Consider the following 20,514-nt stretch of genomic DNA (forward strand, 5'->3'; position numbering starts at 1 on the left):
CTATTCCATATGTGGATAGTAGGTTATCGTCAAGTTTTTCATTTTTTGATCCGCACTCTTAGGGTGGGGATTACTGCACGTTCAAGAAAAGAAATAAGATGGAAGGATGATTTATATGTGCGGGATTACAGGATGGGTGGATTATAAACGCTCATTAGAAGGAGAAAGAGATGTTGTTACGAAGATGGCTGAGACGTTAGCGAAGCGGGGGCCGGATGATAATAAAGTTTGGATTAAAGGAAATGTCGCATTTGGGCATAAACGGTTAATCGTTGTAGACCCTGAGGGCGGTAAACAGCCGATGACTTGTTTAAAAGATGAAACGAATTACGCCATTTGCTATAACGGTGAACTTTATAACACAGAAGACATTCGAAAGGAATTATTAAGAAGAGGGTATACGTTCAAAGGTCATTCTGATACAGAAGTATTATTAGCTTCTTATATTGAATGGAAAGAAGAATGTGTCGATCATTTAAACGGTATATATGCGTTTGCAGTATGGGACGAACAGAAAGAACAAGTATTTATTGCGAGAGATCGATTAGGTGTAAAGCCACTTTTTTATAAATATGATAGCGGACGCTTACTATTTGGTTCGGAGTTAAAAGCGATATTGTCGCATCCAGATGTGAAGGCGGAAGTAACATTAGAAGGGTTATCAGAAATATTCGGACTCGGACCGTCAAGAACGCCTGGCCACGGTATTTATGCTGGTATAAAAGAATTACGTCCAGGTCATGCGATGACATTTTCAAAGAACGGTTTGTGTATATGGAGATATTGGAATGTAGAAAGTAAAAAACATGAAGACTCTTTTGAAGAAACAGTAGAGAAAACGCGCTTTTTACTACAAGATGCCATTACAAGACAGCTTGTTTCTGATGTACCACTATGTACCTTTTTATCAGGTGGTGTAGATTCGAGCGCTATTACAGCTATTGCGGCGAAAGAATACGAGAGATCAGGAAAAGGACAATTACACACGTATTCAATTGATTACGAAGATAATGACAAATACTTTAAAGCGAATGCGTTTCAGCCAAATTCAGATGCTCCGTTTATTAATTTGATGACAGAGACGTTTCAAACAACCCATCATCGTTGCGTCATTTCGAATGAAAAACTAGCAGAGTATTTAACGGAGGCGGTACTCGTTCGTGATTTGCCTGGTATGGCAGATATCGATTCGTCATTATTATGGTTTTGCCGCGAAATTAAACAAGATTTTGTCGTCGGCTTATCTGGAGAATGTGCAGATGAAATATTTGGTGGATATCCGTGGTTTTATAGAGAAGATGATCTACAATCGAGTGCATTTCCGTGGATGCGCTCTACAGAAGCGCGTGAACAACTTCTAAAAAAAGAATGGAGAAATAAATTAAATTTACAACAATATGTACAAAGGCGCTATGAAGAGTCGATTCAAGAAGTTCCTATTTTAGAGGGAGAAAGTCCGCTAGAAGCAAAAAGACGCCAATTATTTTATTTAAATATGGTATGGTTTATGACAACATTATTAGACAGAAAAGACCGCATGAGTATGGGGGCAAGCTTAGAAGTACGTGTTCCATTTGCGGATCATCGTCTTGTCGAATATGCGTGGAATATTCCTTGGGAAATGAAAATGTATAAAAACCGCGAAAAAGGTCTATTACGTAAAGCGTTAGAAGATGTGCTTCCACATGACATCTTATATAGAAAGAAGAGTCCTTATCCGAAAACGCATAATCCGCACTATACGAAAGCAGTCACAGTATGGCTACAAGATTTATTAACAGATAAAGGTTCAATTTTACACGAACTATTTGATAAAGAGCAGTTGAGCGGATTGATTCAGTCTGGCGGCAGTGCATTTCAATCACCTTGGTTCGGGCAATTAATGACAGGTCCTCAACTTTTAGCTCATTTAGCACAAATTCACGTTTGGTTTAAAGAGTATGGGGTAAATATTAGGGAATAAGGGAAAAGCGACTTACTTTTATGTAAGTCGCTTTTTATTAAAGAAATTGTCAAATGAAATTTAAAATCATATTAGAAAAAATACTTATTTAGAATAATTATCTTTACGTACTTATTATTGTTTGTTATAATTGGAAACAAACGTTCTTGAAAAAGATTCTCATTTATAAAATTGAGGTGTTATATAGATGACAAAGAAAAAAATAGGTTTACTCGTAATGGCGTATGGAACGCCAGAATCATTAGATGATGTAGAAGCGTACTACACACATATTCGCCACGGTCGTAAACCTTCCAAAGAGGCACTCCAAGATTTAATCGAGCGCTATAAAGCGATTGGTGGAATTTCGCCGCTTGCAAAAATTACGAAAGAACAGGCGCATAAATTAACAGATTCAATGAATAACATATTTACAGAGTATGAATTTACTTGTTACTTAGGTTTAAAACATATTGCACCATTTATAGAAGATGCGGTAGAAGAAATGAAGCGTGATGGGATTGAGCAAGCGATTAGTATCGTATTAGCGCCACATTACTCTACATTTAGCATTAAAGCGTATAATGACCGTGCTATTCGTCTTTCGCAAGAAATTGGTGGTCCTGTTATTGAACCAATTGAACAATGGTATGATGAACCGAAATTTATTTCGTATTGGGCAGACCAAATAAAAGAGACGTTTACAGAAATTGATAATAAAGAGAAAGCAGTCGTGATTTTTTCAGCGCATAGTTTGCCAGAAAAAATTATTGCAACAGGAGACCCATATGTAGAACAACTAAAGCATACGGCAGATTTAATTGCAGAAGCTGCAAATATTCAAAACTATACAATCGGTTGGCAAAGTGCTGGGAATACTCCAGATCCGTGGATTGGTCCAGATGTGCAAGATTTAACGAAAGATTTATATGAAGAGCATGGGTACGAATCTTTCGTATATTGCCCAGTTGGTTTTGTAGCGGAGCATTTAGAAGTTTTATATGACAACGATTATGAATGTAAAGTTGTAACGGATGAATTAAATGCCAAATATTTCAGACCAAATATGCCGAATGCACAATCTGCATTTATCGACTGTTTGGCTGAAATTGTTTCCAAAAAAGTGAAGGAAATAGTTGACAAAGATTTAGTTTTGAATAATAATTAATTTATAATAATTTTAAATAAATAATGATTACTACGAAAGAAAGAGGAGGATCCCCCTAGATGAATCCAAATAATCGCTTAACAACAAACCAAGGTGCTCCAGTTGGAGACAACCAAAATTCTCGTACAGCTGGTCGTCGTGGACCAGTATTATTAGAAGACTATCATTTAGTAGAAAAACTTGCGCACTTTGATCGTGAACGTATTCCGGAGCGTGTTGTGCATGCACGTGGTGCAGGTGCTCACGGTGTATTCGTAACGAAAAATAGTATGAAGCAATATACGAAAGCAGCATTTTTACAAAATGAAGGAACTGAAACGCCTGTATTTGTTCGTTTTTCAACGGTTATTCATGGTCAAGGTTCTCCTGAAACAGCACGTGACCCACGTGGGTTTGCTGTTAAATTTTATACAGAAGAAGGAAACTACGATATCGTAGGTAATCATTTACCAGTTTTCTTCATTCGTGATGCAATTAAATTCCCTGATATGGTACATTCCTTAAAACCAGCACCTGATACGAATATTCAAACGCCAGATCGTTATTGGGATTTCATGACGTTAAGTCCAGAATCTACACATATGATGACATGGGTATTTTCTGATTACGGTACACCAGCAAGCTATCGTGAAATGGAAGGTTTCGGCGTCCATTCATTTAAATGGATTAATGAAGAAGGTAAAATTGTTTATATTAAATACCACTGGAAACCACAGCAAGGTGTACGTAACTTAAATGCGAAAGAAGTGCAAGAAGTACAAGGGAAAGACTTCAATCATGCAACTCGTGACTTGTTCGATGCAATCGAGAAAGGAAATTACCCAAAATGGGATTTACACGTACAAGTTATGCAATTAGATGAAATGGACTCTTTAGACTTTGATCCACTAGATCCAACGAAAGTATGGCCAGAAGATCGCTTCCCATTAATGGAAGTAGGGACAATGACGTTAAATCGTAATCCGAAAAACTTCTTTGCAGAAGTAGAGCAAGTAGCGTTCTCTCCAAGTGCAACTGTAAATGGTATTGAGCCATCGGAAGATAAATTATTACAAGGTCGTTTATTCTCTTACCCAGATACACAGCGTTATCGTCTTGGTGCAAATTACTTACAAATTCCTGTAAACTGCCCATACGCAGCTGTTCAGAATCAACAACGTGATGGTGCGATGCAAGTGAATCAAAACCCATCTACAATCAACTACGAACCGAGTCGTCATGCAGAGAATCCAGTTGAAGACAAAGCTTACCGCGATTCAACTATGAAAGTAGAAGGCTATGTATCTCGTGAAAAAATTGAGAAACCAAATGACTTCAAACAAGCAGGTGAGCGTTACCGTTCATTCTCTAAAGAAGAGCAAGATAACTTAATTGCAAACTTAACAAATGATCTAAAAGACGTAAATGAACGCACAAAATTATTAGCTGTTTGTAACTTCTTCCGTGCAGATCAAGAATACGGTATGCGTTTAGCGCAGGCATTAAATGTTGATATTACGCAATATGTAGGAAATGCTCCGAAATAAATAGGAAAAGACGACCGGGCTTCGGTCGTCTTTTTTGTGTGTAAATTTATGCCGGGGTATTTTTCTTCTTCTTCATGTTGGAATTTGTTGGTAAATAGGTATCCTGTGTCGGAACGTCGATATATTCCTGACAGTATATTAAAAAGAGATGCAATCTACTATCGATAGATTGCATCTCTTTTTTTGTTTGCTCGCTCTGCATGTTCATAAGCCTTCTCACCATGCATTGAAATATCAAGACCCATGTGTTCTTCATGTTCATCTACTCGAACAGGGAGGAAGAAGTTGATCGCTTTAATAATGGCATACGTCATGATGATTGTGAATGCATATGTTGCGCCAATCGCTATAAGTTGTTTAAACAGTAACGCGGCGTTTCCGTAAAACAATCCGTTCGCACCATCCCCGTTTACGGTAGTAGTTGCAAATAGTCCTGTTGCAATACCGCCCCAAGTTCCTCCGATGCCGTGGCATCCAAAGGCATCAAGTGTATCGTCATACCCAAATTTTGTTTTTAAGAAGAAAACGGCGCCAAAGCATAATATGCCACCAATTGCTCCGATAAGAAGGGCGGAGAAAGGTGTAACGAACCCGCAAGCTGGTGTAATAGCGACTAGACCAGAAACAACTCCGCAAGCAGCTCCCATTGCGGTTGGTTTTGATTGGAAGAACCATTCAGAAAGCATCCAAGTTAGAGCGGCGGCAGCGGCGGCTATATTTGTATTAATAAATGCAGTTAACGCTACGTCGTTTAAGGATAATGCGCTGCCGACGTTAAAACCGAACCAGCCAAACCATAATAAACCTGCTCCTAACATTGTAAATGGCAAATGGTGAGGAGAAGAACCATTTATGTTTTTTCGTTTTCCAAGGAAAATAGCTAATACAAGACCGGCAACTCCAGAAGTGATGTGAACGACGTTTCCGCCAGCGAAGTCTAGTGCACCAAGTTCCCTTAGCCACCCGCCGACGCCCCATACCCAATGAGCGACAGGATTGTAAACGATCGTTGTCCATAGAAGGATAAAAATAAGAAAGGCAGAAAATCGCATTCTTTCAGCAAATGCACCTGAAATTAAAGCTGGAGTTAAAATGGCGAACATGAGTTGAAACATCATGAATAAATTGTGAGGAATAGTAGAGGAGTAGTCTGGATTTGGTGCGTAGGTAACTCCGTTTAGACCGAACCAATCAAGTGTACCGATAAGCCCGTGCCAATCTGGTCCGAATGATAAAGAATAGCCGATAACAATCCATTGAATCGAAACGATAGCCATTGCGCTATAACTATGCATCGTTGTGCTGAGTACATTTTTGCTGCGAACCATACCTCCATAAAAAAGTGCCAATCCTGGTGTCATCAACATGACCATTACTGTCGTTACAAACATAAAAACTGTATCTCCCATATCCATGATCTCTCCTCCTGTAATGTTAGAAAAAATAACATCTATTTGTTATGTTTCATATCATATTCGAAATTAAACTAAAAATCAACTAAAAAATCAGAAAATTATATGAATGATGTCATGAAACCTAACATGAATTATTTTGTGAGGATTAAAATCGACATATGCGTTTCATTCGGATAATTGGTATAATATTCTTACAATTAAAAAACTTGGGGGATGCGTGTGGGAAAAATACGGACTAGGAAACTATTCATTTGTTTTTGCTTAGCTATTGTTTTGTTTGTACCAATACATACTTTTGCAGACGAAAAAAGAGAGTGGCGAGATGAAGTTATATACTCCATTATGATTGATCGCTTCAATAATGGAGAACCGAAAAATGACAAACAGTTAGAAGTTGGTAATTTAGAAGGGTATCAAGGAGGGGATATAAGAGGAATTATAAAAAGGTTGGATTACATAAAAGAAATGGGTTTTACTACCGTTATGCTTTCACCACTTTTTGAAAGTGGAAAGTACGATGGATTAGACGTGCGAAATTTTAAAAAGGTAAATGAACATTTCGGGACAGACAATGATGTGAAAGAACTTGTAAAAGAAGTTCATGCAAAAGGGATGAAAGTTGTATTTCAATTTCCGCTTGGAGAAAACGAACAACAGGTAATTAACGCAATGAAATGGTGGATAAAAGAAGTTGATTTAGACGGAAGTTATGTTATACATAGTGAAAAAAAGCCGCGTTCCTTTTGGGATAACGCGCAAAAAGATATGCAAGTGATAAAGAAAGATTTTCGTATTATGACAAAGGAGGATAGCGAATACAACGAAAAAATAGTAGAGTCGTTTTCTAAAGCAGATGTATCGGTGAAATCGTTATACGATGTGAGTAAAAAAGAAGGAGAATTTGTTACGTTCTTAGATAATCAAGAAACAAAAAGATATGCGCGTATTGCAAAAGAACATATGTATTATCCGCCATCACGTTTAAAACTGGCGCTTACTTATTTGTTAACATCACCTGGAATTCCGAATTTTTATTACGGAACTGAAATTGCATTAGATGGAGGAAGTGTACCCGATAATAGACGATTAATGGATTTTAAGTCAGACGAAAAGTTTATGCAACACATAGCAAAACTAGGTGAACTTAGGCAGGCGAGACCGTCTTTACGACGCGGTACGTTTGAGCTTCTGTATGATAAGAGCGGGATGAGCATACTAAAACGAAAATATAAAGATGAAGTAACTTTAGTAGCAATTAATAATACGAAAGAAACACAAAAAGTCTCCTTACCTGCAAGTGCAATTGGTGAAAAACAAGAGTTAAGAGGATTGTTGCAGGATGAAATTATAAGAGAGGAAAACGGAAAATTTTATCTCGTTTTAAAGCGTGAAGAATCAAACGTGTATAAAGTTAAAGGAGAAACAGGTGTGAATTGGTTATTTATCTCCTTAATCGTTGGGGTGAATGTATTATTTATTGCGTTTTTAATTGCAGTTAAAAGGAAGCGTAGATGAGAAGTTGCTTTCTCTATGTTCATGTCTTCTTATTGTATTTGTAAGTTTGTTCGGCGGGGCAATAGTGTTTATTCTGTTGATATGAAATTTCTTAAGAGAAACGATGTGAGAATGAAAACGTCCCTAGTGAGAGGAGGGCCAGGTTAGGAAGGGGATTTTCTTCCTAACCTGTTTTTTGTGTTAGCACCGATGGGGAAGAATCTTTGAAACAATCAATAATTGCAACTATATTAATTTTACATTACATTAAAAGTTAGAGAATACTCTTATACTAATATAGTGCTAAATAGTAGGTGGAAAAATGGAGTTTTACGATTTGGGTATTACCATTAAAGAGCTTAGAATTAAAAAAAATATATCACAATCCGAATTATGTCATGGAATATGTTCGCAAAGTCAAATTAGCAAAATAGAAAAAGGTGTGATTTATCCATCTAGTATATTGTTATATCAATTATCAGAAAGACTTGGTATTGACCCAAATAATATATTTGCATTAACTCAAAACAAAAAACTAAAATATGTAGAAAATGTAAAATGCGTAATAAAAGATTGCTTAAAGCAAAAACAATATAATGAACTTTATGAAATCGTGAAAAAAGAGAAAGATGAAAAGAATTTCCAGGCAAAAGAAGATAAACAATTTCTCCTATGGCATGAAGCAATTGCTATATTTGAGGCGAACAGATCCATAAAAACTGCTTTAAAGCTTTTAAATAATGCATTAAAACTAACTTTAACCAATGTTGATTTTTTATCAGAAAGAGAAATAGATATTATGCAGACAATGTCTATATTTTATGCGGAAAATAAAGAATATGATAAAAGTATTACTATATTAAGAAGGTGTTTAACTAATTTTAATAAGTTAGATTTTCCGAGAGATAAAGCGATTAAATTAAAAATCATTTTTAATTTAGCGAAATGTTTAGGTATGACCTATCAATATGAAGAGGCGGTAAAATACATTGATAAAGGAATCAAATTAGCTATTAATCTAAATACTTTATACTTATTAGGTGAACTTTACTATTTAAAGGGATGGAATTTATTAAGATTTAAACAACAGAATGAAGAAGATATTGCAAATAACATGAAAAAAGCATTATTTATATTTGAACTAACAGAAAAAGAAAATCTGATAAAAATGGTTAAAGAAAAATATTTTGAAAACCAAAATGAAAAAAGCCACTCATAATTCATTTGGGGATTACTTGAAATATAATAGAACCTACAGGGAAAATCCCTGTAGGTTCTAAACTTATAAACTTTCTTCTAAAATATTAGTGTTTAATATAAATTTTTGAATAAGAGTTTACTTAGTGTACTTTTTATTTTGAAGTCTGCATCTTTATTAACGATGTATGCTTCTTTTTAAATCCATCCGAATATTATTGGTTCAAGTCGGAGGAAGGCACTTTGGGGTGTCTTTTCTTTAGACCTTTATCATTAACTATTTAATGTTTTTTTAAATGATTACATGACATAGTTTTTTTGTACCAAGCTTTGTTGATACAGTTAGACTTATCCGTTAGTGAATTCGCATTATTAGAACATCCTACAGTATTTAGGGAGAATGTGGCCAATAAAAACCAGAGTATTAATTTCTTCATATAACCACTTCTAACTCTTTTTTAATTAACATTTTTTAAGTTCCTTATTAATTTTACATTACATTAAAGGTTGGGAAATATTCTTATACTCATAAATTGTTACGTTTTGGCGGGGGAGGAATTATGAGTTACAGCGATTTTTAAGATGACTTTGGTCTAGGGTGTAGTTACTAAGAAAAGTAATTCAAATCGAAGGGGGAAACGTCTTGAGGTGTCTTTTTCTTATTTTCAATAAGGTCTGCTAAATACATGTATAAAACAAATTCTACAATAAGGCCTAGTTTAATCATACGGCCACTTGTAAAGTATGCGTATGGTTAGACCCTGTTCACTTAGCAATTTTCACCGCATATACCTTTTTCTATAGTTTGTTCTCGTAATATTGTCTCTACAAGACAAAAAAGAAAACTCCTCTAATTAAGAGGAGTTTTCTTTTTAGCGGTAGTTAATGAACTGTACGTCGATTGGTAAATCAGCACTACGAACAGCTGCGATTACTGCTTGTAAGTCATCACGGCTTTTTGCTGTAACACGTACTTGATCATCTTGTACTTGTGTTTTTACTTTTAATTTCATTTCTTTAATGATGTTGTTAATTTTTTTCGCGTTATCTTTATCGATACCTTGTTGAAGTGTTGCGCGTTGGCGAACAGTGTTGCCAGTTGCAGCTTCAACTTTTCCGTAATCTAAGTTCTTAATTGGAACGTTACGTTTTACAAGTTTAGAGATAAGAACGTCTTTTACTTGCTCTAATTTAAACTCGTCATCAGAAGTTAAAACAAGTACTTCTTTTTCTAATTTAATATCACTTTTACTTCCTTTAAAGTCATATCGGTTTTGGATTTCTTTTAATGCGATATTAATTGCGTTTGTTACTTCAGGTAATTCTACTTTCGAAACGATGTCAAAAGAACTATCTTTTGCCATAGTTAGCACCTCCAAATAAATTTTTAATCTTTTTATGTACTGTACATACTAAAGTATAGCTGAAAACGAGCTTAGACTTAAGTGTTTTCATACTTATAATCATGTAACCTCATTTTATTATAGTGAATTTTGGGCAGTTGGACAAATAAAGGAAAAATCGTGTTATAATTAACTTTTGTTTGGAATGATAAAAAGATAAAAAAGTTAATTTTATATATATAGAAGGGAATTAAAAAATATGTATTTACAAATAGGATCGATTGAACAGGTAACTGTTTTACGCGAAACGGAAATCGGATATATGGTTGGAAATGAAGAAGAAGAAATTTTTCTACATAAAAATGAAGTAGCTGGAGAAATTGAAGAAGGCGATACGATTGATGTATTCTTATACCTTGATCACCAAAATCGTATTTCGGCAACAATGAAGGAGCCAATTATTACAACATATGATTGGAACTGGGTAAAGGTTGTAGAAGTTATTCCTAGTTTAGGTGTGTTTGTTGATATTGGTGTATCAAAAGATATACTAATTCCGGCTGATGAATTCCCAATTTATATGCCAGTATGGCCAGAAGTTGGAGACGAATTATATTGTACGTTAAAATTAACGAATCGTGATCGTTTAATTGCTCTTCCGGCAAGAGACAGTGATATGCAAGAAATTATCGTAGATGCAACGCCATCTATGCGTAATAAAAACGTAAACGGACGTGTATATCGTTCACTTCAAGTTGGTTCATTCATACTAACGGATGAGCATTTCCGTGCTTTCCTACACCATACAGAAAGAAAAGAACAAGTCCGCATCGGTCAGCGTGTAACGGGCCGTATTATTGACGTAAAAGATGACGGTACAATTAACATTTCACTTCTTCCTCGTAAAGAAGAAGGAATGGAAGATGATGCTGCAGTAATTTATGCATATATGGAAGAACGAGGCGGAGCAATGCCGTTTTGGGATAAGAGCCATCCAGAAGATATTAAAGAACGCTTTAACATGAGTAAAGCTGCATTTAAGCGCGCACTTGGTAAGTTGATGAAAGAAGAAAAGGTTTACCAAGAAGAAGGTTGGACTTACTTTAAGAAATAAGATAAAAGATTAAAAAGCACAACCTTATCTAAAAAAATAAGGTTGTGCTTTTTTAATTTCCTTGCGGAGAAACAAGAGTAAATGTATCTTTCAAGTCACTATCATTTATTTTAATATTTGCCTTTTTTAATTCCTCTTGTAACAATTTTTTGCTGAATACAGGATCAGCAGTACGTTCTTCCTCTAAGTTTTTGCGAATAGAGTTTTTTACTTCATCGTAAGGTTTTAAATCTTTTTTATCAGTTAATTTAATAACGTGATAACCGTTTGATGATTTTACGGGGTTGCTAATTTGTCCAACATTTAGTTTGTAGGCAGCCGTTTCGAATTCAGGAGCCATTGTACCTGAATTGAAGTATCCAAGGTCTCCGCCTTTATCTTTTGATAGTAGATCTTGTGATTCTTGTTTTGCTAATTCTTCAAATGAAGCACCAGCATCTAGTTTACTCTTTATTTCTTTCGCTTCATTTTCGTCACTTACTAAAATGTGACTCGCTTTAATTTCTGGCTTATAGTGGTCTTTTACGTCTTTCTCTGTAATGCTTTTCTTAATCGCTTCATTCATAGCAAGTTTGAACTTAATTTGATTTTTAAAATCCTCTTCATCTTTTAAACCATTATTTTCTAATACTTTTTTGAATTGATCTCCATATTGTTTTTTTACTTTTTCTACTTCTTTATTTACCTCTTCATCAGGTACTTTATATTTTTTTGTGATGACGTCTTGTGCCATCATTTCGTATAGCATGTCTTTTCCGTAACGATCTTTCAATTGTTTTTCGAAGTTATCCTTTGTAATGGTCGAGTCTGTTGCTGTAGCGACTGTAGCTGAGCCATTTTTTTGTTCGCAAGCAGATAGCATCAATATACTTATTAGTGCAGTAATAATGAAAATATGTTTCCCTCTCATGCCAACACCTCATCCGAATATGTTATCGCTATTGTAGAATATAGAAGTGAACATGAAGTGAATTTTTAATGTTTTTTTCCTTTAAAATGTAAAAAAGTACATCAACATAATTGTTGATGTACGATGGAATCAAAGGTGATCGGTCTTTTTAGAGTATGCACGTTTACCTTGCTGAATATTTTTTTGCTCTTGCTCATTTTTTTGTGTGCGTTTTGCGTTATTATCGCGTGCTTTTTTGTCGTTATCACTCGTATGTGGCATATGTATCAACTCCATTTCTAAACGTTGTACGTTTATCATTTCCTTTTTCGTAAAGACTATGTATAGCGGTGCATTTATGAAGGGTAAAGGTGGATTCCAAATGGATTTGAAGTTGAATTATACTGAACTTATAAAGAAGTTGATCGTTGTAATCATCGCAGGTTTATTAAACGCGATTGGGATGAATTTATTTTTAACGCCAGCAAAAGTGTATGCGAGCGGCTTTGCTGGATTGTCTCAATTATTATCGCAAATATTAGGTGATTTTTTATCGATTCACATATCTACGGGAGTATTGTTTAGCTTATTTAATATTCCTGTCGTTATTTTAGCGTGGAAAAAGGTTGGAAAGGCCTTCACCTTTTTTAGTTTTCTTTGTGTTATATTTATGACTCTGTTTCTAGAAATCATCCCTGTTAGAGCGGTTTCGAATGATATCATATTAAATGCGATTTTTGGCGGGATTATTTCGGCAATTGGAGTAGGGATTGCTTTAAAGTGGGGTGCTTCTACAGGTGGATTAGATATTATCGCCATGATTTTATCAAAAATAAAAGATAAGCCTGTCGGTACATACTTTTTCTTTTTTAATGCAATTATCATTATCGCTGCTGGCTATGTATATGGATGGGAAAAAGCGTTGTATACGCTAGTGACTTTATATGTATCAACGAGAATTATTGATGCAATTCATACTCGTCATGTAAAGATTACAGCATTAATTGTTACGAAGAATGGGACAGACGTAAGAAAGGCGATTCACTCGCGATTAGTAAGAGGGATTACAACGATACCAGCAACAGGTGCTTATACGAATGAAAATAAAGAAATGTTAATGATGGTTATTACCCGTTACGAGTTATACGAATTAGAGAGGATTATTAAACAAGTGGACCCAGGTGCATTTACAAATATACTGCAAACAGTTGGGGTGTTCGGATTGTTTCGGAAAGATTAAAGAGGACCAAAGTTGGTCCTCTTTTTTAATGTAAATTCGTGATGTTTTGCAATTGCTCTTGCATTTCACGGAGCTGAACTTTTTCAGCAGTTGAAGAGTTTGCGTAAGCGGATTGCAAAGCATTTTTTGCTCTATACACGAGATCTTGTTGCTCAGTACCGCTTGAACAAGATACGGCATTTTCAACAGCATCTCTAGCTTGTTGGAATAGTAAGTTCCCCATTTAAACCCCTCCAAAAGAAGAGTTACTTCTTGCTTTTTCTGCCTCAGCTAATGTACCTCTGTACGGGAATCTTGCATCATGCTTCATAACAGCATCGGCTCCTTGTTGGATAAAACGTTTTGATTTGTTCTTTTTACCCATTCGAAAAACCCCCTTTATTTAGCTGAAAACAATCGACGCAATGTCTCATGCGTCTACTTATAGTATGGACATTTGGCAGGAAACTATAAGTAGGGAATTTTTAGATTACAACCCAAGAATCTCTTCTAAATATAAAGCAATACCATCTTCTTCGTTCGTTAACGTCGTATGGTTTGCGAGTGATTTTAATTCAGGGATGGCATTTCCCATTGCGATGCCGTGACCAGCAAATTCAATCATTTCAAAATCATTATCTTCATCACCGAAAGCGATAATTCGCTCTTGTGGAATGTTGTAATGACTAGAAATTTTTTGTAATCCAACTGCTTTATTTAATCCGCTTTTCACAATTTCAATAATCGGCCAAGGCGCGCCCCATTTTCTATGGTCGATTACTTCCGCGTGCATATCGGTTAAATGTTGACGAATTGCAGTAGAATGCTCGTCATGTGCGTCAATTAATAAGCAAGTTGGATGATCGTTTAAAATATTTAATAAGTCTCCCGTAAAAATCTTAGGAGAGCCGAATTCGAAAATATGTTTTTTATCTTCATCAATTTCACGAACATACACATCGTCCATTACTTCCGCGTATATATTTTTTACGCCGAAATCAAAGCAAGCTCGGACAATTTCTTGCGCTGTTGCTAGCTCAAGAGGAGAGTGATGTGTTCCCCAGTTTGAATCAAGAGGATGATGTACGTAAGCGCCGTTAAAGTTTACAATAGGTGTGTTAAGATCAAGTTCTTTATAGTAATCATAACTAGCACGGAATGGACGTCCTGTTGAAATAACAACAATATGTCCCTGTTCCTTTGCTTTTGCAATTGTATGTTTCGTTCGAGTGGAAATTATTTTGTTGTCTGTTAATAAAGTGCCGTCTAAGTCTAATGCGATTAAATGTTGTTTGTTCATAATTTCACCTCTTATAATAATTTTTTTGTATCTATCTGTATTTCCGTTTTTAATATGCAGAAATAAGAGGTTAGACTCGGTGAAATCACCATAGATGGAAATTTCACTATATATCCATCTTACGTCTCAAAGTGCTGCGGTGTCTACTATTTATCGTTGGAAATTAAGAAAAGTCAACATCTTTTTAGAAAGTTCAAACAATGTTTCTTTCATTATGTACAAATTGTGAAAAGGGTTACATTGCTCGTGTGATGAGGCATATAATGAACATGTAATCTTCTCGTATATGTTTGACTCTCCTTTGAAACTAGCCTAGAGTAGGTTGGTTTCTTTTTTTTTCTACAAGTAAGAAAGAAATCCCTGCTTACGCTTGTGTCATTCATATATATGTACAAGAATGAGATGTAGTACTGTTTCCTAAACATGACAGAAAAGCTTTCTTTTAAAATGGATATACTAATGAGGCAAGACGTCATGGAAGGAGAATGAAGATGGGACAAAATCGCAGGTTTCGTTCTGGACAAAAAGCGCCGAATGATGGCATTTACGTAGAAATTGGTGAAACGGGAAGTATGGTGAAAGATCCGCAAATGGTGAAATTAACTGCCGGTGAAAAGTTTCCGGATAACACGAATCATAACCGCCAGTGGACATATAAAAGAAAACCGTAACAGAAGCCGCAATCGTTATTGCGGCTTTTTGTCGTTACACATTGTAATTTCATTTACCGTATTTTTTAGCAGTATAATGAATGCTCTCTTTTTCTTTTTCCAATAATAAGTTTGAAAATACATAGGCAAAATTATTGTATAAAAAAGTCAATTGGCGTATAATCAAATCAAAGGTCAAAGAAAGTCAAACTTTTGGAGGGCTGTAAAGATGGACTTAAATCAAATGACAACAAAAACACAAGAGGCGATTATGAGTGCCCAATCTTTAGCGGTATCTCACCATCACCAAGAGGTGGATACTGTTCATCTATTACTTGCATTATTAGAAGAGCAAGATGGATTAGCAGTACGTATATTTCAAAAAATGAATGTTGATATAGAAGCATTAAAGCAAGGTGCTGAAAGTTTAATTAAAAAGAAACCTTCTGTAACGGGGAGCGGTGCAGAAGTTGGAAAATTGTATGTAACGAGCGCTCTGCAACAACTGCTTGTAAGAGCAGGGAAAGAAGCAGAAAAACTGCAGGATGATTACATTTCAGTAGAACATGTATTGCTTGCTTTTTCTGAAGAAAAAGGCGATATAAATCAATTATTTACAAGATTGCATATTACGAAAGATAACTTATTACAGTCTTTAATGACAGTTCGGGGGAATCAAAGAGTGACGAGTCAAAATCCAGAAGCAACTTATGAAGCGTTAGAAAAATATGGCCGTGATTTAGTAGCGGAAGTGAGAGCAGGGAAAATCGATCCTGTAATCGGCCGTGATAGTGAAATACGACGTGTAATTCGTATTCTTTCACGTAAAACGAAAAACAATCCTGTTTTAATTGGGGAGCCAGGTGTTGGTAAAACAGCAATCGTTGAAGGGCTAGCACAGCGTATCGTGAAAAAGGATGTACCTGAAGGATTGAAAGATAGAACGATTTTTGCGTTAGATATGAGTGCGCTCGTAGCTGGTGCGAAATTCCGTGGTGAGTTCGAAGAGCGTTTGCAAGCTGTATTAAATGAAATTAAAAAGAGTGAAGGCCGCATTTTATTATTCATTGATGAACTTCATACAATTGTTGGAGCTGGTAAAACTGAAGGTGCGATGGATGCAGGAAATATGTTAAAACCGATGCTTGCACGTGGTGAACTGCATTGTATCGGGGCGACGACACTCGATGAATATCGTAAATATATTGAGAAAGATCCAGCTCTAGAAAGACGTTTCCAACAAGTATTAGCAGAAGAACCAACTGTTGAAGATACAATTTCAATTTTACGTGGATTAAAAGAACGCTTTGAAATTTATCACGGTGTAAATATTCATGACCGTGCGATTGTAGCAGCGTCAGTTTTATCAGATCGATATATTTCAGATCGCTTCTTACCAGATAAAGCAATTGACCTTGTTGACGAAGCATGCGCAACAATTCGTACAGAAATTGATTCTATGCCGACAGAATTAGATGAAGTAACGCGCCGCATTATGCAGCTGGAAATTGAAGAAGCGGCTCTTGGAAAAGAAACGGATCGTGGTAGCCAAGAGCGTCTAAAAACATTGCAACGTGAATTATCGGATTTAAAAGAAGTTGCAAGTGGTATGAGAGCGAAATGGGAGAAAGAAAAAGAAGACATTCACAAAGTTCGTGACTTACGTGAACATTTAGAACGTCTGCGTCGTGAATTAGAAGAAGCAGAAGGTAATTACGATTTAAATAAAGCAGCCGAACTTCGTCACGGGAAAATTCCAGCAATTGAAAAAGAGTTAAAAGAAGCGGAAGAAATGGGCGGGCATAATAAACAAGAAAATCGTTTATTACGTGAGGAAGTAAGTGAAGAAGAAATTGCAGATATTGTTTCACGCTGGACTGGTATTCCTGTTGCGAAACTCGTGGAAGGTGAACGCGAGAAATTATTACGCTTAGAGCAAATCTTATCAGAGCGTGTTATCGGACAAGAGGAAGCAGTAAGCCTAGTGTCAGACGCAGTTCTTCGTGCTCGCGCTGGTATTAAAGATCCGAACCGCCCGATTGGTTCTTTCATCTTCTTAGGACCAACAGGTGTTGGTAAAACAGAACTTGCAAAAACGTTAGCCCAGTCTTTATTTGATAGTGAAGAGCAAATGATTCGCATTGACATGTCTGAGTATATGGAGAAACACGCAGTGTCACGCTTAATTGGTGCACCTCCTGGATATGTAGGATATGAGGAAGGCGGTCAATTAACAGAAGCGGTAAGACGTAAACCATATTCCGTTGTTTTATTAGATGAAATTGAAAAAGCACATCCAGAAGTATTCAACATTTTATTACAAATGTTAGATGATGGACGCATTACAGATTCGCAAGGTCGTACAGTGGATTTTAAAAATACAGTTATTATTATGACTTCAAATATCGGATCTGCTCATTTACTAGATGGATTAGAAGAAGATGGTTCGATTAAAGAGGAATCAAGAGACCTTGTAATGGGGCAATTAAGAGGACATTTCCGCCCTGAATTTTTAAACCGTGTTGATGAAATTATTTTATTCAAACCTCTTACAACGAATGAAATTAAAGGCATTGTTGATAAAATTGTAAAAGAACTACAAGGTCGTCTAGCTGACCGTCACATTACAGTAGAATTATCAGATGCAGCAAAAGAATTTGTTGTAGAAGCTGGTTTCGACCCAATGTACGGAGCTCGTCCATTAAAACGATACGTACAGCGTCAAGTGGAAACGAAATTAGCACGAGAATTAATTGCAGGAACAATTACTGATAATAGTCACGTAGTTGTTGATGTAGAAAATAACGAATTAGTCGTTCATGTGAAATAAAAATAAAAAAGAGTTCGGATAAAATCCGGACTCTTTTTTTAGTGTTGTTCTACTGGCTCGTTTGGAATTGCAGCTGAAATTGCTAGTACTAACACAGCAAGAACAACTGAGAAAATAGACGCTTGGTTAAAGTCGTATGTACCGCCAGTCATAGAGCCGATTACATAGCTCATCATGTGTACAAGTAAGAACGACCAAATTAATGCCCAAATGAAACGCATATTTTACACCTCTATTCGTTCAATCTGTCCTTATTGTAACACAATTGAAAAAAGAATATAGAAAAATATTTGTAGATTTTTCAACGCAAATTTGCATTCCGTTCATACATTATAAAAGAGTACTTTTATATGTTTAGAAAATAAGGCGGGGGAAAAATGAGTATTACGGAACGTTTTTTTTACTTAGAAAAAGAACCATGTGTCATTTATTTACCGGAGAAGCCAAATGGATTTTCTGTTATGCTCCTCGGTGATTATAACTACTTTATTGAGAATGGTACAAGTTTATGGACACAACATGCGGGTAAATCTTATTTTTTACATGGTCTTATTGAACAAGGCTACACGGTCTTTTCCTCTAATTTATACGGAAGACATTGGGGAAACGATCAATCTGTTCGTCTGGCAAAACGTTTATATGATGTTGTTTTGAGAAAAGAGACGTTAAATGCGAAAATGCACATTATGGCAGATGGTATGGGAGCGCTTGTAGCACTTGAAATGATGAACAAATATCCTGAATGTATTCGTTCTGTTGTTATGCTAAATCCGTGTTTAGATTTACCGGAATATGTAAGTTTTGAGAAAGAGCATAAATTTTTTTACAAGAGACTCGTGAAGGAATTAAGTTTGGCGTATGATGCCAAAGAAGAAGAAGTAGAATCAAAAATAAATAAGAAATCATTTACGCTTCTTCCATCTTGTGTACCTGTTAAAATTTTCGTATCAACACAAGAAAAAAGAGGAAGAAAACAGCAGTTGCGTAGATATGAGAAAATGAGGCAACTAAATCAATGTGATACTTCTGTCTTGTTCCATCTGCAAGATGTGAAATATAAAATGGTTAGGCAAACGACTGATTTCTTTAAAAAATATGAAGAAGAATTATGAAGCTCCCATATACATAAATGAGGAGCTATTTGTTTCAGAGGGAAAGGGTTGGTGGTATGGAACGCGTGCTGATAATAGGTGCACTTACGTTTGTAGGTTATCACCTTGTAAATAAAATGATTGCAGAAGAAGTGGAAGTCTATGGTCTTGATTTTGATGAATTCGATAGTATGACCAAAATTAATGAAGAGAAGTTATTATTAATTGGGCGAAATGCGTTATTTACGTATTATTCGATAAGAGATGAAGATGGATGGAGATCGGTTGAGGAAGAGAGATTCGATACTGTTTATTTTTGCTTATATGAGCCAAATCAGCAAAGTGGATTTCGGAATGAAAGAGTCATATTACAATATTTAAAGCGAATTATAAGAATGTGTGAAGAACAAAAAGTGAAGTTAAATTTAATTTCTTCTATTGAAGTAGGCAGTACAGATGAATCCGAAAATAAGCGCCTATTTTTGAAAGTAGAAGAAGGATTGAAAAAAGGGAATTTACAATATAGTGTATTTCGAGTTCCAACATTATATGGACCGTGGCAACCGTCCTTTATGATGTTTCATCAGCTTATTTTATCAGAATTAGTTGAAAAAGAGTGGCGTTGTACGATTGAGGAAAAGGGGAATGATTTACTTTACGTTGAAGATGTATGTGAATACTTATGGGAACATGGAACGAACGGGGCGCATCTTGGTATATACAATTTACTTAGTGGTAAACAGTCATTATGGGAAAAAGGTATGAATCTTTTACGCGCGGATGATAAAGTAAATAAAAATAATAACGAAGTAAGAGATGAGGCTATCGAAGTAATTTCAATAAAAAGAAATACTCCGTTAGAATACGGTTTAAATAAGCAACTGGCACACATGAAAAAATATAAAGAGTTATACGAAGGGTAGTACGCGTGTTACACTATTGTATGTGAAAGTTTTAATGGAGAGGAAGAGCATAATATGAACGAAAAAAGCATGCAGTTTTTACAAATCGCAATGAAGCATTTACCGGAAGCAAAGGCAATTTTAGATGATAATGGAATTGCACTTGATATGGAGAAGGCACAGCCGGTGTTAGAGTTGTTAATGAAAGTTATGAACGAAGCTTATGAGCTTGGGAAAGCAGATAAAGAATAAAAAGCATCTTTTTAAGATGGAAGAGAGGCCCGAACCGTGGATAGAAGCGGTCAGGGCCTTTTTTATTCTCGCCTGGGGGAAAACCAGAGATATGAAGAGGATAAAGGAAAAGTAGTGAGGAGAACTCTCTAGTTTAGAAGGAAAGCAGATAAAGAATAAAAAGCATCTTTTTAAGGTGGAAG

At 35.7% G+C, this 20,514-nt stretch carries 20 protein-coding genes; 12 read left to right on the forward strand and 8 right to left on the reverse strand.

From position 1 onward, the window contains the following. The first annotated feature begins 115 nt into the window (after nt 1-115). The 3 genes from asnB to katB all read left to right on the forward strand — a co-directional run bounded on the left by asnB (nt 116) and on the right by katB (nt 4,636). The gene (asnB, locus tag MKY21_RS05960; protein WP_000334002.1) at nt 116-1,963 is read left to right on the forward strand and encodes an asparagine synthase (glutamine-hydrolyzing); all 1,848 of its coding nucleotides are present in this window, start codon (nt 116-118) and stop codon (nt 1,961-1,963) included. A gap of 187 nt (nt 1,964-2,150) precedes the next feature. Beyond that, entirely contained in the window at nt 2,151-3,110 is a 960-nt protein-coding gene (gene hemH, locus MKY21_RS05965; protein ID WP_016117412.1) for a ferrochelatase, read from the forward strand. A gap of 59 nt (nt 3,111-3,169) precedes the next feature. After that, the gene (katB, locus tag MKY21_RS05970) at nt 3,170-4,636 is read left to right on the forward strand and encodes a catalase KatB (RefSeq protein WP_001069181.1); all 1,467 of its coding nucleotides are present in this window, start codon (nt 3,170-3,172) and stop codon (nt 4,634-4,636) included. A 158-nt stretch (nt 4,637-4,794) separates the two neighbouring features. Here katB and MKY21_RS05975 read toward each other — a convergent pair whose 3' ends face one another. Next, on the reverse strand, nt 4,795-6,051 hold the full coding sequence (locus MKY21_RS05975) for an ammonium transporter (RefSeq protein WP_341075729.1): 1,257 nt from the start codon (nt 6,049-6,051) through the stop codon (nt 4,795-4,797). Between the two features lie 213 nt (nt 6,052-6,264). Here MKY21_RS05975 and MKY21_RS05980 point away from each other — a divergent pair, with 213 nt between their 5' ends. Together MKY21_RS05980 and MKY21_RS05985 are read left to right on the forward strand one after the other, a co-directional pair. Next, a complete protein-coding gene (locus MKY21_RS05980; RefSeq protein WP_227593269.1) occupies nt 6,265-7,566 on the forward strand; it encodes an alpha-amylase family glycosyl hydrolase in 1,302 nt (433 codons plus the stop codon). Between the two features lie 301 nt (nt 7,567-7,867). Then, the gene (locus MKY21_RS05985) at nt 7,868-8,764 is read left to right on the forward strand and encodes a helix-turn-helix domain-containing protein (RefSeq protein ID WP_000397894.1); all 897 of its coding nucleotides are present in this window, start codon (nt 7,868-7,870) and stop codon (nt 8,762-8,764) included. A gap of 850 nt (nt 8,765-9,614) precedes the next feature. On the opposite strand, the gene MKY21_RS05990 is transcribed toward MKY21_RS05985, so the two are convergent. Beyond that, nucleotides 9,615-10,106, reverse strand: coding sequence for a YajQ family cyclic di-GMP-binding protein (locus tag MKY21_RS05990; RefSeq protein WP_001040149.1), 492 nt, complete (start codon nt 10,104-10,106; stop codon nt 9,615-9,617). Nucleotides 10,107-10,344: 238 nt separating this feature from the next. Here MKY21_RS05990 and MKY21_RS05995 point away from each other — a divergent pair, with 238 nt between their 5' ends. Continuing rightward, on the forward strand, nt 10,345-11,199 hold the full coding sequence (locus MKY21_RS05995; protein ID WP_000281260.1) for a CvfB family protein: 855 nt from the start codon (nt 10,345-10,347) through the stop codon (nt 11,197-11,199). A gap of 52 nt (nt 11,200-11,251) precedes the next feature. On the opposite strand, the gene prsA is transcribed toward MKY21_RS05995, so the two are convergent. Both prsA and MKY21_RS06005 read right to left on the reverse strand, forming a co-directional pair. Next, nucleotides 11,252-12,109, reverse strand: a complete 858-nt coding sequence (gene prsA, locus MKY21_RS06000) for a peptidylprolyl isomerase PrsA (protein WP_001214202.1) — start codon at nt 12,107-12,109, stop codon at nt 11,252-11,254. Between the two features lie 129 nt (nt 12,110-12,238). Next, complete coding sequence (locus tag MKY21_RS06005) at nt 12,239-12,370, reverse strand: DUF3941 domain-containing protein (RefSeq protein ID WP_001120851.1); 132 nt, start codon at nt 12,368-12,370, stop codon at nt 12,239-12,241. A gap of 100 nt (nt 12,371-12,470) precedes the next feature. Between MKY21_RS06005 and MKY21_RS06010 the strand changes: the two genes are divergently transcribed. Continuing rightward, nucleotides 12,471-13,328 carry a YitT family protein gene (locus MKY21_RS06010; RefSeq protein ID WP_000364437.1) on the forward strand — a complete coding sequence of 286 codons (858 nt, stop codon included), beginning with the start codon at nt 12,471-12,473 and terminating at the stop codon, nt 13,326-13,328. 25 nt (nt 13,329-13,353) lie between these two features. On the opposite strand, the gene MKY21_RS06015 is transcribed toward MKY21_RS06010, so the two are convergent. The 3 genes from MKY21_RS06015 to MKY21_RS06025 form a co-directional block, all read right to left on the reverse strand. Further along, nucleotides 13,354-13,551, reverse strand: a complete 198-nt coding sequence (locus MKY21_RS06015; RefSeq protein ID WP_000527407.1) for a DUF3813 domain-containing protein — start codon at nt 13,549-13,551, stop codon at nt 13,354-13,356. Then, complete coding sequence (locus MKY21_RS06020) at nt 13,552-13,692, reverse strand: hypothetical protein (protein ID WP_000516816.1); 141 nt, start codon at nt 13,690-13,692, stop codon at nt 13,552-13,554. A gap of 105 nt (nt 13,693-13,797) precedes the next feature. Further along, nucleotides 13,798-14,607 carry a Cof-type HAD-IIB family hydrolase gene (locus MKY21_RS06025; protein WP_086392105.1) on the reverse strand — a complete coding sequence of 270 codons (810 nt, stop codon included), beginning with the start codon at nt 14,605-14,607 and terminating at the stop codon, nt 13,798-13,800. Between the two features lie 491 nt (nt 14,608-15,098). Between MKY21_RS06025 and MKY21_RS06030 the strand changes: the two genes are divergently transcribed. Then, nucleotides 15,099-15,278, forward strand: a complete 180-nt coding sequence (locus MKY21_RS06030; RefSeq protein WP_000531421.1) for a YjzC family protein — start codon at nt 15,099-15,101, stop codon at nt 15,276-15,278. Nucleotides 15,279-15,486: 208 nt separating this feature from the next. Further along, nucleotides 15,487-18,087: an ATP-dependent chaperone ClpB gene (clpB, locus tag MKY21_RS06035; protein ID WP_137074769.1), complete on the forward strand. Its 2,601-nt coding sequence runs from the start codon at nt 15,487-15,489 to the stop codon at nt 18,085-18,087. 38 nt (nt 18,088-18,125) lie between these two features. Here clpB and MKY21_RS06040 read toward each other — a convergent pair whose 3' ends face one another. Continuing rightward, on the reverse strand, nt 18,126-18,308 hold the full coding sequence (locus tag MKY21_RS06040; protein ID WP_001211116.1) for a YjzD family protein: 183 nt from the start codon (nt 18,306-18,308) through the stop codon (nt 18,126-18,128). A gap of 156 nt (nt 18,309-18,464) precedes the next feature. Here MKY21_RS06040 and MKY21_RS06045 point away from each other — a divergent pair, with 156 nt between their 5' ends. The 3 genes from MKY21_RS06045 to MKY21_RS06055 are packed head-to-tail and all read left to right on the forward strand — an operon-like array spanning nt 18,465 to nt 20,332. After that, complete coding sequence (locus MKY21_RS06045) at nt 18,465-19,199, forward strand: hydrolase (RefSeq protein WP_000028692.1); 735 nt, start codon at nt 18,465-18,467, stop codon at nt 19,197-19,199. Nucleotides 19,200-19,228: 29 nt separating this feature from the next. Beyond that, nucleotides 19,229-20,101, forward strand: a complete 873-nt coding sequence (locus tag MKY21_RS06050; RefSeq protein ID WP_002102826.1) for an NAD-dependent epimerase/dehydratase family protein — start codon at nt 19,229-19,231, stop codon at nt 20,099-20,101. 54 nt (nt 20,102-20,155) lie between these two features. Then, the gene (locus MKY21_RS06055; protein WP_001986215.1) at nt 20,156-20,332 is read left to right on the forward strand and encodes a ComZ family protein; all 177 of its coding nucleotides are present in this window, start codon (nt 20,156-20,158) and stop codon (nt 20,330-20,332) included. The last annotated feature ends 182 nt before the right edge of the window (nt 20,333-20,514 follow it).

The sequence above is a fragment of the Bacillus sp. FSL R9-9497 genome, assembly GCF_038005805.1.
GTDB lineage: Bacteria > Bacillota > Bacilli > Bacillales > Bacillaceae_G > Bacillus_A > Bacillus_A cereus.

Bases quoted from the DNA above. Each gene is read 5' to 3' on its own strand.
- asnB (WP_000334002.1), top strand. From the start codon at position 116: ATGTGCGGGATTACAGGATGGGTGGATTATAAACGCTCATTAGAAGGA.
- hemH (WP_016117412.1), top strand. From the start codon at position 2,151: ATGACAAAGAAAAAAATAGGTTTACTCGTAATGGCGTATGGAACGCCA.
- katB (WP_001069181.1), top strand. From the start codon at position 3,170: ATGAATCCAAATAATCGCTTAACAACAAACCAAGGTGCTCCAGTTGGA.
- MKY21_RS05975 (WP_341075729.1), bottom strand. From the start codon at position 6,051: ATGGATATGGGAGATACAGTTTTTATGTTTGTAACGACAGTAATGGTC.
- MKY21_RS05980 (WP_227593269.1), top strand. From the start codon at position 6,265: ATGCGTGTGGGAAAAATACGGACTAGGAAACTATTCATTTGTTTTTGC.
- MKY21_RS05985 (WP_000397894.1), top strand. From the start codon at position 7,868: ATGGAGTTTTACGATTTGGGTATTACCATTAAAGAGCTTAGAATTAAA.
- MKY21_RS05990 (WP_001040149.1), bottom strand. From the start codon at position 10,106: ATGGCAAAAGATAGTTCTTTTGACATCGTTTCGAAAGTAGAATTACCT.
- MKY21_RS05995 (WP_000281260.1), top strand. From the start codon at position 10,345: ATGTATTTACAAATAGGATCGATTGAACAGGTAACTGTTTTACGCGAA.
- prsA (WP_001214202.1), bottom strand. From the start codon at position 12,109: ATGAGAGGGAAACATATTTTCATTATTACTGCACTAATAAGTATATTG.
- MKY21_RS06005 (WP_001120851.1), bottom strand. From the start codon at position 12,370: ATGCCACATACGAGTGATAACGACAAAAAAGCACGCGATAATAACGCA.
- MKY21_RS06010 (WP_000364437.1), top strand. From the start codon at position 12,471: ATGGATTTGAAGTTGAATTATACTGAACTTATAAAGAAGTTGATCGTT.
- MKY21_RS06015 (WP_000527407.1), bottom strand. From the start codon at position 13,551: ATGGGGAACTTACTATTCCAACAAGCTAGAGATGCTGTTGAAAATGCC.
- MKY21_RS06020 (WP_000516816.1), bottom strand. From the start codon at position 13,692: ATGGGTAAAAAGAACAAATCAAAACGTTTTATCCAACAAGGAGCCGAT.
- MKY21_RS06025 (WP_086392105.1), bottom strand. From the start codon at position 14,607: ATGAACAAACAACATTTAATCGCATTAGACTTAGACGGCACTTTATTA.
- MKY21_RS06030 (WP_000531421.1), top strand. From the start codon at position 15,099: ATGGGACAAAATCGCAGGTTTCGTTCTGGACAAAAAGCGCCGAATGAT.
- clpB (WP_137074769.1), top strand. From the start codon at position 15,487: ATGGACTTAAATCAAATGACAACAAAAACACAAGAGGCGATTATGAGT.
- MKY21_RS06040 (WP_001211116.1), bottom strand. From the start codon at position 18,308: ATGCGTTTCATTTGGGCATTAATTTGGTCGTTCTTACTTGTACACATG.
- MKY21_RS06045 (WP_000028692.1), top strand. From the start codon at position 18,465: ATGAGTATTACGGAACGTTTTTTTTACTTAGAAAAAGAACCATGTGTC.
- MKY21_RS06055 (WP_001986215.1), top strand. From the start codon at position 20,156: ATGAACGAAAAAAGCATGCAGTTTTTACAAATCGCAATGAAGCATTTA.